The 13,982-nt window shown below is 51.0% G+C and carries 9 protein-coding genes; 3 read left to right on the top strand and 6 right to left on the bottom strand.

Annotated features, from left to right (window positions below):
* The first annotated feature begins 15 nt into the window (after positions 1-15).
* The 3 genes from rsmG (at position 16) to ACLHIJ_RS08375 (ending at position 4,619) form a co-directional block, all read left to right on the top strand.
* On the top strand, positions 16-663 hold the full coding sequence (gene rsmG, locus ACLHIJ_RS08385) for a 16S rRNA (guanine(527)-N(7))-methyltransferase RsmG (protein WP_411298916.1): 648 nt from the start codon (positions 16-18) through the stop codon (positions 661-663).
* A gap of 1,459 nt (positions 664-2,122) precedes the next feature.
* Positions 2,123-3,109: a ParA family protein gene (locus ACLHIJ_RS08380; RefSeq protein WP_411297213.1), complete on the top strand. Its 987-nt coding sequence runs from the start codon at positions 2,123-2,125 to the stop codon at positions 3,107-3,109.
* A gap of 7 nt (positions 3,110-3,116) precedes the next feature.
* A complete protein-coding gene (locus ACLHIJ_RS08375; RefSeq protein ID WP_411298915.1) occupies positions 3,117-4,619 on the top strand; it encodes a ParB/RepB/Spo0J family partition protein in 1,503 nt (500 codons plus the stop codon).
* Positions 4,620-4,878: 259 nt separating this feature from the next.
* On the opposite strand, the gene ACLHIJ_RS08370 is transcribed toward ACLHIJ_RS08375, so the two are convergent.
* The 6 genes from ACLHIJ_RS08370 to ACLHIJ_RS08345 are packed head-to-tail and all read right to left on the bottom strand — an operon-like array spanning position 4,879 to position 13,909.
* On the bottom strand, positions 4,879-5,835 hold the full coding sequence (locus ACLHIJ_RS08370) for an ATP-grasp domain-containing protein (RefSeq protein WP_411298914.1): 957 nt from the start codon (positions 5,833-5,835) through the stop codon (positions 4,879-4,881).
* Between the two features lie 21 nt (positions 5,836-5,856).
* Positions 5,857-7,185 carry a PLP-dependent aminotransferase family protein gene (locus ACLHIJ_RS08365; RefSeq protein ID WP_411297210.1) on the bottom strand — a complete coding sequence of 443 codons (1,329 nt, stop codon included), beginning with the start codon at positions 7,183-7,185 and terminating at the stop codon, positions 5,857-5,859.
* Between the two features lie 38 nt (positions 7,186-7,223).
* Complete coding sequence (gene trxB / locus ACLHIJ_RS08360; RefSeq protein ID WP_411297209.1) at positions 7,224-8,159, bottom strand: thioredoxin-disulfide reductase; 936 nt, start codon at positions 8,157-8,159, stop codon at positions 7,224-7,226.
* Positions 8,160-8,172: 13 nt separating this feature from the next.
* The gene (locus tag ACLHIJ_RS08355; RefSeq protein ID WP_411298913.1) at positions 8,173-10,899 is read right to left on the bottom strand and encodes a hypothetical protein; all 2,727 of its coding nucleotides are present in this window, start codon (positions 10,897-10,899) and stop codon (positions 8,173-8,175) included.
* A gap of 59 nt (positions 10,900-10,958) precedes the next feature.
* Complete coding sequence (locus ACLHIJ_RS08350) at positions 10,959-13,388, bottom strand: DUF6049 family protein (RefSeq protein WP_411298912.1); 2,430 nt, start codon at positions 13,386-13,388, stop codon at positions 10,959-10,961.
* Entirely contained in the window at positions 13,385-13,909 is a 525-nt protein-coding gene (locus ACLHIJ_RS08345) for an NUDIX hydrolase (RefSeq protein WP_411297206.1), read from the bottom strand. Before ACLHIJ_RS08345 ends, ACLHIJ_RS08350 begins: the two co-directional genes overlap by 4 nt.
* Positions 13,910-13,982: the final 73 nt, after the last annotated feature.

Below are 13,982 nucleotides of genomic sequence, written 5' to 3'. Positions count from 1 at the left end.
GATTGGTACTGCAAGATGACGTTTTCTGAAGTTGCTCCACAGGGCGGAGCTGAACATTTTGGTGTTCCTACCTGGGAGAAGCTATGTCGTTTTGCTGATTTTTTGACAGCAGAGGGAGAGAAACGAGGGCTTGTCGGTCCGCGAGAGCTTGATCGGATCTGGACGCGGCATATCCTCAATTCTCTGGCGCCACTAGATTTCTTGCCTACTGCTGGTGATATTGCTGATGTAGGTTCCGGTGCAGGATTTCCAGGTATTCCTCTAGCTATTGTTTTGCCTCAATGCCACTTCGATCTCATCGATTCAATGGATCGCCGTATCCAGTGGTTACGATATGTTCAGGAGCAGCTTCAGCTTGATAACGTTCGAGTGATACGCTCGCGAGCAGAGGAATTGTTGCCAAACTATGCTGTTGATGTGGTGACAGCGCGGGCAGTTGCTGCACTAAAGAAACTTGTTCCCTGGACGCTACCACTTCTTAAACCTGGCGGATCTCTAGTTGCTTTGAAAGGTGAACGAGCTGAACTAGAGATTGACGAAGCTGATCGACAATTACGCCAATACGATGCACAGTGGGTAGATATTCATAACGTTTTTGTGTGGGGATCAGAAGAACCGACGCGGATTGTGGAAGTTAGGAAAGTAGCATCTGGCTCGATGTGATTCGTCATGGATTTCATCATGACATGATGAAAGTGGGACTCTGACTAATACTGGTTATTTTCATCAATAGATTTCATTCAGTCCTTATCGGGATATGTAAACTGTTTAGCATTGCGCAGCATGTGTTCTGAACACACATTCACAACATAGTAGCTAGGTTCAAGCTGATAAGTTTTCGTGCTTTGTTTTTCTGATCGCTTCAGCATATCTCTATTTGAAAATATGTTTCACGTGAAACGATGATCAGAGTCTGGTGGAGCTTGTTAACAGGCACAGTTATTGTTGTGATAATGCTTGATTTGGCCGTGTTTTATTCTGTTGTTTATATGTAAAAGATGTGTATTCACAGAAAAGATACCACTCTGCTTTTATATACCAGTGGCACGATATAACTTCAGGCAGTCCTTTGTGGAATAAAATTGTGTGCGGCACATTTCTAGCAGATTAGTCATAGAGGAATACTGTGTTTTCCACAGAACTTTCATAGTCTGCGTTCTGAGCACAATATAGAATGTGTGGGCACTTAGTACTGGATCAGCAAGCGCTAATAGACCAATGCATAGTGAACCTGTGACTATGTGATTATAGATGTTTCACGTGAAACAATAATGTGTACTTGTTTCTATGTGCATGATGTCTTGCGAGTGATTTTGCTATTTGTAAGCAGTGACAGATTGTTTTGTTCCTTCAACACGTCTGTGTTTTGACGCATATAAGTCTCGTAACATGAATGTTTCACGTGAAACATTCATAGTGCGGGTTGGTATTTATTCTCTTGATACAACATGGTGGCAAAATTTGTTATCCAGCTTTACATGTAACTATGAGGGTTAGAACAGTGTAAGGAAAACAGAGCCCTGTTTTTAGATTGCTCCCCTGTCGCGACAACTCTTCTATTTCACAGTGCCAGCCAGCTCTCTATCCCATGCCTAGTTATGCAAAATCTCTGGCTATAGGAAAATATAGTAGGAGTGTTTAGCGCTAAATATTTACAGATGTAATCCACGTGCTTCTTGGTTAGCTATCATGACAGCATGACAAATCAAGCGATGTAACAACAGATGCCTGTGTACGTTGCGAGAACATGAGGAATTTTCCATGCGATGCCTGCTAAAACAAAACAAGAGGATTCTAGGTCTGTAGCAATTTATGATAAGAACATGCTAAAGCTGTGTTGTTGAAGATGGTTAACAGTAAAAACGAGCTTATATATGGCAGGGCGGTGCTTCATAAGCAATACGTGTTTTGGTGGAAAAACAAACCAGGAACACGAAATCGTGGCGTATTAGTCTATGGTTCCAATAGGCGTTGTTATCTTCCTTTTTCATAAAATACTATCGGTATTCCTTGGGGTAGACGGAGCATGCGCACATGTTTCACGTGAAACGAACTTGTGTGGAAGAAAAATCTGTCCTTGTGAATCTCGTATAAGATTATGACGTTAACTAAAGGAGAGAGCATGGGCGAGAGTACAACAGTGGATGGTCGTAATAGTTCGCGCCATAACAGGAGCTTCGATGGTATCGCGCAGCAATTTAGTGATGATTTATCACCATTAGGGGCAGAGTTGCTGCGTGATCGAGAAATGTTACGTCAGTTATCTAATAAGACGTTCCCCCAGCCAAAAACCACCCGCGTTATAACGGTTGCCAACCAAAAAGGTGGCGTTGGAAAAACAACGTCAACTGTAAATCTTGCAGCAGCCCTAGCACAAGGAGAATTACGAGTCCTTGTTATCGATGCTGATCCACAAGGTAATGCCTCCACTGCTTTGGGAATATCACATCCTAGTGGTACCCCCTCTGTTTACGATGTTATTACCGGAGAAAAAACATTAGCTGATGTTATTCAGCCATGTCCGGATGTTTCAGGTCTGTTGGTCGCTCCCTCATCTATTGATGTTTCTTCAGCGGAAATTTTTTTGGTGATGGAGGAGCGTCGGGAATATCGTTTACAGGAAGCAGTAAACGAATACCTAAAGGATAACGAATGTGATTATGTTTTGATTGACTGCCCACCCAGCTTAGGATTACTTACCTTAAATTCTCTCGTTGCGGCACATGAAGTTCTTATTCCGATTCAAACAGAGTACTACGCTCTTGAGGGATTAACTCAATTAATGAATACGGTAGATCTTGTTCGCCGCAGTGCAAATCCTGAGTTAATTATTTCAACAATTTTGTTGACCATGTTTGATCGTCGGACTAATCTCGCGCAGGAAGTCGCCGCCGATGTGCGGTCACATTTTCCGCAGCAGACACTGACTGCTGAAATCCCCCGCAATGTACGAATTTCAGAAGCACCAAGTTATCAGCAAACTGTGATGACCTATGATCCACGATCATCCGGGGCTGTTGCCTACTTGGCGGCAGCGTATGAAATAGCAGTTCGCGGTGCACAGACAGAAGACGATTCATCAGATAGCGGCATGGTAAATGAAGGGTAAGAGATCAATGGCAGGAAAACGAAGCGTACTTGGCCGAGGTTTGGGATCTTTATTTCCAGAGGAACAGACCGAACATAAACACAGGGCCATTGATGTCTTTTTTAGTTCTCATGATGAAAAAGAACGCGATAGCCAGCGTGTGGAGGCATTAACAGCAGATGAGTCTCATACTGCTGACAATGAAAGCTATCCATCTTTCCCTAACTCCACGCAGGGAATAACGGAAAATACAGAAAGTTCTCTTCATCCAGAGCAGGAGCCCGCCGAAACGGAAACAGCGAGAGCAACACAAAAGAATCTCCGCAATTCTCGGAAAAGTAGAAAAACACCGATTGAGAATCCGCAAAGCAGGCAATCAGACCAAGAAAAAGCAGGAAAGAAAGATACTGCTAGCGAAAAGAGCACGCCCTCGCGCTCTCGCTCATCTCGTAAGGGAGGAGAGGCAAGCTCTCATTCGTCTGCTCATACCACTTCCCTGAGTGTGAAAACACTTAACGAAAAACGTGAAGCTAAAAACGAAAATAAAACGCATATTAGCGTAAATTCGTCTGTTTCCTCAGCCGACCAACACTCTATTGCAAAACCAAAGGGGCGTTCCGGTAGCGCCACAGATACAAACGCGGATACCAATAATGCGCAAAGGATGCAGACGGATACTCCTCAACTGGTACCTGTTCCAGGTGCTTCATTTGGGTACCTTGACGTCCGGGAGATTGTGCCGAATCAACGGCAACCACGAGAAACCTTTGATGAATCTGAGCTTGCGGAACTTGCTGAATCCATCCAGCAAGTCGGAGTATTACAACCAGTAGTTGTTCGCCCATTAGCCGCTCCTCTCGCAGAACACCCAGAAGCTCGCTATGAATTAGTGATGGGTGAACGCCGTTGGCGGGCAACACAGCGCGCGGGAGAAACGGAGATTCCTGCGATTATTCGCCACACTCAAGACGAAGACCTACTCCGAGATGCTCTTTTGGAAAATCTCCACAGATCCAATTTGAACGCATTAGAAGAAGCTGCTGCATATCAACAACTTCTTGAGGATTTTGGCTGTACCCAAGAGGAACTTTCCCGTCGGATTGCTCGATCACGACCGCAAATCTCTAACACCTTGCGTTTATTGAAGCTCCCTCCGCTTGTTCAACGCCGAGTTGCCGCGGGCGTTCTTTCTTCAGGGCATGCGCGCGCATTGCTCAGCTTGAAAGATCCGGCTGCTATGGAACGAGTCGCTCAACGGATTGTTGCTGAAAGTCTTTCCGTTCGCCAGGTAGAAGAGATTGTTGCTTTGGGCGAGGACGGAGCAGAAGAACGAGTGCGGCGCGTTCGCCGAGGTCGCTATCAAGCTGAATTGAATGAGCTTGCAATGCGCCTCACAGACCGCTTCGATACCAGAGTGAAGATCAATATGGGAGCAACGAAAGGAAAAATTGCGATTGAGTTTGCCTCTATTGAGGATCTGAACCGTATCCTGGACACTATTAATGAACAACATGTTGATCTCATGGAATAGCTATATCTTCAGCGCAACAAAATAAGATAGCCACTTTTAGGATAAAACGGATCATGTGATGCTTGTCAGTGTAAAGATAGCTGATGAGCACCACATGACGTGATACAGAGAAACCTGGTAAGGGCTACCTGTTACCTGGTAGTAAGCGTCACCCGTTATACCTGTAACAGGTGGATACCGCTACCTCGAACAACAGCTACTAATCGCTGCTATAACCACACGCCCGAGCATGCAAAGCCGGCGTATTTCCCGTCGGTCTTTAAGAAGTACGGGCAGCAGTAGTGAGAATATCTAAGTAGACGTCATCCACAGAGCGCCCCTCACGACGAGCTAATGCCGCCGCTGCCTGCGGGAAGATTGACGTTTCCGTCATGCCTGGAGCGACATTAATATCAATAAACCAAGCCTGCCCGGAATCATCAACAATTACGTCAGTACGCGAAATATGGCGCAGACCCAACGCCCGATGAACATCCTCTGCGATCTGCTGCACGCTACGAATAACGCTATCGGAGGTATCTTCCGAGATCACATACTCCACTCGACCAGGATTATACCGAGCGTCATAGTCATAAAGACCGCTGGCGCGCACCTCAACAGGCGGCAAAGCTACTGGCCCCTCACCCAGATCAGCAACAGCAACGCCAAACTCACGCCCAGCAATAAATTGCTGAATCAACGCCACATCTCCGTAAGCAAAACAGTCCACCATTGCGCCAGGCAGTTGCGCCCGATCCGTTACGATGGATAGGCCCATTGAGGATCCCGCCCGCGTGGGTTTAACGACAAGCGGAAAATCGTAGCGCTCTTCCACTAAATTCAAGATATTGGATACGCCCACTTCACGGAAAAGCGTCTGCGGTAAGGCAGTTGATTCCGGCACGTTGATGTGTGCTCGCGATAAAACGGCAGAAGCCACCGATTTATCAGAGGCTAAACGGCAGCCATAAGATTCCGTACCAACAAAGGGGTATCCAGCCAAAACCAGCAAATCCTGCAACGAGCCATCTTCACCGATAGAGCCATGCACAAGCGGCCAGACGACATCCGGTGATAATGCGTCAAGGCGCTGTAACAGTTGCGCGTCAACGTCTAAGACCTTGACCTGAATACCGGAATTCTTCAAAGATTCAGCCACACGACGGCCAGAGTGGAGCGACACGTCACGCTCATGGGTCAAACCACCGGCGAGAACAGCGACAGTCAACGGATTCATGAAAATCTCCCTCCGAAGGAGTTACTGCTGGTTAGATAACGGCGTTTCAACCCCAGTATCAACATTGCGGGGTGGCGTGCCGAACATAGTGATCGTCTCAAGTTCATTCTTCAATACGACAGAAAGACGACGAACGCCCTCTTCGATTCGCTCCGGCGGCGGGTAGCAGAACGACAGGCGCATATGGTCAGAACCTTGCCCGTCAGCATAGAAAGCAGTACCTGATACGTAGGCGACAAGATTCGTGGTTGCGCGGGGAAGCATTGCTTTCGCGTCAATCCCTTCTGGTACTTTCACCCAGGTATAGAACCCACCTTGAGGGATATTCCAGGAACACTGCGGCAAATACTTCGCAAGAGCATTCGTCATTGCGTCGCGCCGCTCCCGATACATCCCGCGATACTCTTTGATTTGGGACATCCAATCGAAAGTGCGCAAATATTGCGCAATCGATAGCTGCCCGACCTTTGTTGGCGAGAGCACGGCACTCTCATTTGCCAAAATGAGACGTTGCGTGACGGCGTGCGGGGCAAGGGCCCAACCGACGCGATAGCCAGGGGCGAACGTCTTGGAGAAAGATCCTAAATACACCACACCCTCTGGATTAAAGGTTTGCAGTGGCGGGTAGACTTGATCGTCAAATCCCAACATTCCGTAAGGATTATCCTCCAAAATGAGGACGTGGTGGCGAGCACAAATCTCTGTGATGCGCGGGCGGCGCTCTAAGGACATAGAAATACCTGCCGGATTATGGAAATTCGGCACAGTGTATAGGAATTTTACTTCCCGCCCCTCGCGTTCCAGTTTTGTTAGCGTCTCTTCCAAGGCCTCAGGAATAAGACCGTCTTTATCCAAAGGAACATGAACCACATTAGCTTGATAGGCTCGGAAAACGCCGAGTGCGCCCACGTAGGATGGGGCTTCTGCCACGATAACATCGCCAGGATTGATGAAAATCTGAGTGACGATATCGAGCGCCTGTTGCGATCCGGTTGTGATAGTGATGTCGTCCGGATGAGCACGGATACCTTCCGGGCGCATAACCTCAACAATTTGCTCACGGAGCTCTTCTTCGCCTTGACCACTGCCGTATTGCAATATCTGCGGACCGCGGTCCCGTATTAACTGTGCCGTCATATCGGCAAGAAAATCCAGAGGTAGACTTGAGATATTCGGCATTCCCCCAGCAAGTGAAACAACTTCCGGGCGATTTGCAACCGCGAAAAGGGAACGAGTTTCCGATTGGCGCATCCCTAGGGCGCGGTCAGCATAGCGATCAAACCACGGGTCAAGACGGGTGCGAGATTCGTGCGATGCACGTACTACGCCGTTATTTTCAGAATTCGCCATCTACTCACTCCTCACACGCTTCGACCATAGGATAGGGGTTATTTGTGGGAAAAATTCTCCGTTAAATACATTTCCGCGTCGAGAGCGGCCTTACATCCCGAGCCGGCGGCGGTAACCGCTTGCTGATAACGGAAATCAACGACGTCTCCGCAGGCAAATACGCCGGGAACGCTGGTGAGCGTCGTTGGCTCGTTAACAGTAATATAGCCAGCCGGATTACATTCAAGCTGATTCGCAACAAGCGCTGAACGCGGTTCATGACCGATAGCAACAAATAAGCCTTTTACCTCAAGGGTGCTGGTCTGATTCGTTACCGTATCGCGCAATACCAGGGATTCCAGAGCGTCCTCGCCACAGATTTCGTCAACCACCGTATTCCAGTGAATGACGATCTTTTCGTTCGCCATTAACCGATCAACAAGAATCTGTGAGGCCCGCAATTCATCTCGACGATGGATGAGATGAACGGTTGATCCGAAACGAGAAAGGAATTCGGCTTCAGTCGCCGCGGAATCGCCTCCGCCAACAATAGCGATTTCTTGACCAGAGAAGAAGAAACCATCACAGGTCGCGCAGTAGGATACGCCGTGCCCGGATAGCCGTTCCTCGCCCGTAACACCCAATTTCTTATATTCCGAACCGAGCGCCAAAATGACTGTGCGCGCCTGATACGTCTCAGATTCGGTGACGATTTCCTTAATGTCACCCGCTAACCGCAGTTCGATGGCGTCCTCGTAACGCATATCTGCCCCGAAGCGGGTGGCTTGCTCTTCAAACTTTTCCATCAACTCTGGGCCCATGATGCCTTCCGGCCAGCCAGGAAAGTTCTCGACTTCCGTCGTCGTCATCAATGCGCCTCCGGCGTTTAACGTTCCCGCTAACATCACTGGCTGTAATCCAGCGCGGGCGGTGTAGAGGGCTGCCGTCCAACCGGCTGGTCCGGATCCTACGATAACAACGTCATGGATAGTCATGATGTCCTTTCGGTTACTTCACAGAGACTTCGTTGAGAACGAATTGGAATGTACCTTCTGAGCTTACCGGCATTTCAGTAATCCACAGCAGGAACGCGGATCCGGTAAAAGGCTCAGCTAGTTTGAATGTGGTCGTCGGTGAAATTGTGGATTCACCGAGAAGTTTGCCCGACGTGGGAGCGCTAGGCACAGTGTCGCGTAGTTGGATATGACCGCCTTGCCCGCTGACGTTTAAGGTCACCTCAGTAATCGTCGCTGGTTGCGCCAATTCGATATATAGCCCAAGGCCGGTGCTGGGTGCCATTGAAGCTACCTGATACGTCCAGGTTTTCCAGGCAGTTTGCGGGTTTCCGTCGATTGCTTGCCCGACGGTTTGCGGATTATCCTGAATCGCTGGGTCGGCTGAGGTGATCTTTTGGGCGTCCGGATTCACCAAGGTTGCTTTGGCGATCTGCGGCGGCGCGCTCGGAGCTGGTGGCGGATTCTGTGCCGGTGCGGGCTCGCTATGTGCGGAGGTAACTTCCGGCTCACTGACGTCAACCGAGTGGAACGGCGCGAACAAATGCTGCAGTGCGAGCACACCCAAAATCAGCACAATGATAAGGAAAAGCGGCAAAACAATTAGTTCGGCGCGGAACTTGCGATCCTGTGTCGGAGTGCGCGACGAGGTTTTCGCCTTGGTGGTGTGCGTTCTGCTTGCGCCCGCTGTTGCCGGATCTGCCTGTCGAGATGCGCTAGCAGCGGCAGGAAAATCTGGGTATCCCCGTGCCGGCTGTGCCTCTTGGTGATAACCGGCGGTGGCATGCGGCCCTGGGAACGGACGATTCTTCGCCGGAGAGGAAGCTGAAGAACCGGAGGAATCCGACGCGGTAACGGGGACACCATGCTGATCTGCCGCTGTTGGGGAATTGCCTGCACCAAATACGGATACCCGATGTGGCGCCTGCGGGATACGAGTGGTCACCTCTGCATCGGTGGCTGATACCACATCGTCAGGATCTGCCGGCTGCTCCTCGTCAGCGAAATCATCAACAAGCCCACCCTCTGCAGTAGATTCGCTATCTGCTGCTCTCTGCTCATCATCGTTGTTTTCGTCGGGGGAATCACTGACGGGAATCTCTGCCGTATGCGGCTCGCCAGCATCATGGCGCTCATAAGGCAGATTTTCTTCTGCTGCTGCGGCAGGTACCTCACTATCGTAAGATTCCTCGGATGGAGCTACTGCTGCTGGTTCATACTCAGGCAGATTCTCCGTCGCTTCCTGATCGGAGAGAGCAGTATCCTCGGCAAGAGATTCTGCCGGTAAATCTGAGTTAAACGAGGATTCGTCCACAGCGTTATCCGGAGCACTGGAAGTCGAATATTCCGGATCTGCCATACCGGACGCCGAGGCATCGTCTGAGGAAACCGCGGCGGCAGCGCTATCGTGGAGAGCTGGCCATTGAGGAGCCTCCGAGAGATCTGCGTCATGGCTAATGTTGAGCACTTCGTCAATTAATTCAGTGGCTTCTTCTCGGGAGGAAGCCAGTGGCTCAGCGTCAGTATCTGAATACGCTGCCAGCGGTTCATCCAAGGTATCCTGCTCGAAAAAGTCGCCGGTTTCCAAGGAATCTTCCTCAGATGTGGAAATCTGTGCGGCTTGCGGTAAAGCGCCATCCGCTGCGCCCTCGGCAGAGAATTCCGTGTTTTCCTCGGCATCCCCATCTTCCCAGGCACTATCACTTTCCCCAGATGGCGGGGGCGGCGGCACTAAAGAGGCTTCATTACTCCCAGCTACCGCCTCGATTTCCTTGTTTTCTAAAGCGCTCGCATTTAGTGCTCCGCCATCCGTTTCCGCTGTTGCAGTTACTTCAGCACCCGCGTTCTCAGCGAACTCGTCGTTAGCCGAAGGGTGCTCCACGCCAGGTAGCGGTGGATGTGAAACAGCATCAAAGGATGCGTGATCCGAGGGCGTATTCAAAGCATCGAGGACGGGTTCGTGCAGCGGAGGAAGCTGGGCAACGTCAATTGCTGCCCAAGGCACAATCCGACGAGTGAAATCAACCGGCGAAATGGGACCATCTGCGCTGATTTCGCTGTTGAGAACGTCAGCTAACTCTTCAGGAAGATCTTTATGTGCTGCACGCTGAATGATGTCATCATGCTCTGCTGGAGGCGGGAAAGTCGTTCCGCATAGCAGGCACGCAGTGAGTACGGTTAGCCCGCGAGCTTCATCACGGTCGAGATCATGGCTGGATTTATCAGTATCGGCTTGCGCCATCGCCGCAGCAATTCCCAGGCCATCTAGAACGACATCGCCTTCACGTGTGAGGTAGATATTTTCTGGAGTGCACTGCAGATGGCGTACTCCGCGGCGTGCTCCCGTGGCAATCGCATTAGATACTTCGCCGACGATGGCATGTACTTGTTGCGGAGGCAGCGCCGTGCCGTCAAGCCGCGCACTCAGTGGAGAACCCGGGGGAATTTCTGTGATAACCGCAAAGGCATCGTGATCGACGACATGAATAATCGAAACGAGGTGCGGATCAGAGATCAAGGCCGCACGCCGTGCCGCGTCAGTAATTGGGCGAGCAAGCGGAGATTGTGGATCAATAACGATTGCCCGTACTTGCCGAGATAGGACTGCGTCGCGGGCAACCCAGGAGGCAATATGCGCGAAAGGTGGCTGATAGGCATAGGGAAAAACGAGGTCGAATCGACCTGCGATCCGCTGCCCGGCTCGTGCGAAAGAACTGCTCACTGTTTCCCCTGAAGTTGTATGTAATTGCGCTTATTCTAGCGCTGTGCCGTCGTTTGCTTCTAGCTCGGCGTCCTACTGTGAGTGGTGGATGCGCCACGTCCACGGAAGGATAAGAGCCGACGTTTGCGGTCGCTTTGCGCGGCAACGAATTCTTCGGGCGCAATCGGTTGTGATCGCCGCCCGCGACGGATGGATTTAATTAATCCCAAAATAAAGATGCAACCGACGACAGTGGTGATGACCAGCGTCCCCACATGCTCCCAATCGGCGCGAACTCGGATTGTGAGGGTGTGCGGTGTTCCTACCACCTGCCCGCTGGTGTTCGTCAGCTCTACCCGAACGGAAACATTGCCGGATCCGTGTGCATTGACGGGGACGGAAACAGAGGTTGTGGTATTCGCGGCAAGCGTAGCCGATATCGGTTTGGGTGCGCGCAGCCGATTGTCTTGGCTGGTGAGAGTGACAACGACGTTAACTGGCTCGTCGAATCGGTTACGAATAACAATTGGGAGGGCTGAACTCTCAGAGATCAGGTTGATTGTCGAGCTGGCAGTAACTTCGATCTTGTTGAGCTCGCGAGAGCTAGGCAGAAGCCCATTGCTGTGGTGTAGGCGAAGATTCGGGTGTTCTCGCCACGATACCGCCAGCAGGGTGCGCGCCTGGTGTTGAGCATATTCCATGTATTGCGTGCCGTGGCCTGGGAAAATCGCGGCAAATTCTTGGAACATGCTGAGGTTGTGGTCGATATTCTGGAGTTGATCTGCCAGGAGTTCCCCGAGATTTGCTTCGTTTTGGGTGCGAAGATCGCGGTGTTCTGGGCTTGGTGTACGGTCAGTAATATCGGATAGCGAGGCAGGTTTAACCCACGGGCTTGCCAGTACTTCTCTAACTACTTTCGCCGTATCCCTATCGACGTTGCGCGGTAGCTCGATAACCACTGAGCGCTGTTTATTCGGTAATTGCCGGTATTGCATTGCCGATAACGCGATGGCAGCCTGTTGGGTATCCAAAGAATCAAGTTTTATGGCTTCTCCGGAGGGATCGCTCAGATTCCCAAGAACGGCTTGTGAGAGCGCATTATTTGATATAACGACGGGAATGTTCTTATCCAAAAAGACGTTCCCGTGTGCATCTGGAGTGTAGGTGAGGGTATCTGCGGGAGTAACCCACCGATCTGAAGCAAGAATCGTCATGTGCAGATCACGGGCTGCGCGAATGGCTGCGTCGGAGGGAGTATCCCAGGGTAGATACACCGCATTGCGAGCGAAATCCTCGGCCTGTGTGATACGCCCCGCATCAGCTAAAGCCATGAGATCAATATCGTAGGTCGGGAGCGGATAGACCTGCGAATACTGCGGTTTGACGGAGAATTGTGGATCAGCGAGGAAACTAACGCCGGCCATATCCCAGCTTTTCACCAGATTATTACGGGATTTTTCGGCGTTATCCCGATCAGTATTCCAGGTGGATTCTGCGCGCGAATCAGAATTGAAAGCGTATTGGACGGCTGTTGGCATTGTGCTTAACGTGGTGTCAATGACGGGCACGGTTGCCGTTGTCAGCGTTGGAGTAACCGGATTTTCTGGGGTGGTGATGACGATAGAGCGGTCGGTGAACTGATCCCAATCGTCAGTATAAGCTGCGACTTCAATACCTCGTGGACCCCACCCAAATTCACTATGTGACCAGGGCAAATTCTGATATGGAATAACAATGGTGTGGTGCAGGCTTTGATAAGGATTGACGGTTAAATCGCAGTTCACGCTATATAGCCGCACCGGATAGCTGCTCCCATTAAACCAACGGTACATCTGCGAGTTCGTGATGATGGTTGTGCTCTGGGCGTTAATATCCATCCAGGACATGTGCAGTGTTTCCTGCGTGGGGTTGGTGATCTCAATCGTAATAGAGAGATCGGTGTGAGCGGCAAGCGTGGCAGACCCCAGGCTTGTGATGTGCAAGGACGGCTCGGTAGCTGAATCTGTATTTGGGCGCGAGGGAGCCGCTGGCGTGCTCGGCTGGGTTGTTGCGGGGCGTTGCTGCGCTAAAGAGGTGGCGGATGCCGGCGCCGCGCTCAGGGGGTGAGTGGTAGGAGCATTTGCCGTGCCAAAAGCCATCGGCGCATCTAATCCAAGAAATGAGCCAGACACTGCCAGAGCGATAGCAAGGCTGGCGATAACCGTCTGAATAATAGGAATCCGACGACGGTGCAGGCGACCTGTATGTGAGCGCCGCGAGCGCCAAGGCTGCCAATGCGACCGGAAAATGCTGGTGGCGTGCACTGCGGAAGTGAGGCATTTAGTCAGCGCCAGAAGTGCTCCTCCCGCTGGTCTTTCTGCTTTCTGCTCTCCCAGCGGAGCAGCCGTGGGATCTTGGGTGGACGACCAGTGCCTGCGCGACAATCGGGATTGTTTATCTGACGTCGGTTCATAATGCAAAGATGGGCGATGAGATGGGGAAATATTGGCAGAGCGCCTCAGGTTTTTCATGAGCGCTCCCCATACAGAATTGACCGCGCCATCCCGATGATTCGTCGCTCATTCGGATACGCTAGGCGGCCAGACACTTTATCAATATGGACCCATTCCACTCGTTCAGCTTCATGGTCGGGGTCGTTTTCCACGGTTAACGTCCCCGAGAGAGCTTCGAGGAGGAAATGATGCACGACCTTATGGACTCGGCGATCTGATCCAGAGAACCAATAGTCAATAGAGGATAGATGGCACAATACTTGCCCGAAAATCCCCGTCTCTTCGCAGACTTCCCGAACTGCGGCCTGCTCTGCCGTTTCCGTGCCTTCAAGGTGCCCTTTTGGCAGGCACCATTCCAGGCGCCCACCCCGATTACGTCGAGCAATTACGGCCACGTAGGCTTCCGCATCAAAAACCGCAACGATAACCCCGCCTGCTGAGGTTTCGTGAACCACAGGCGGGAACGGACGACGCGGGGGAACTCCGTGTCGCCTTCGGCGCGGTCCCCTGGCGGAAGGAACCGGATGAATGCTCGACATACTATTTTCTACTGTCAGTGATATAGGTCTGCGAAGATGTGCATACCTGTGCTTTTCTGGCACTCTTGAAGAG

Origin of the sequence: Trueperella sp. LYQ141 (genome assembly GCF_046599555.1) — a bacterium.
In the GTDB taxonomy this organism is placed as follows: domain Bacteria; phylum Actinomycetota; class Actinomycetes; order Actinomycetales; family Actinomycetaceae; genus Trueperella.
Note: the sequence above shows the minus strand (reverse complement) of the source record. Positions and strands in the feature narration are given on the sequence as shown.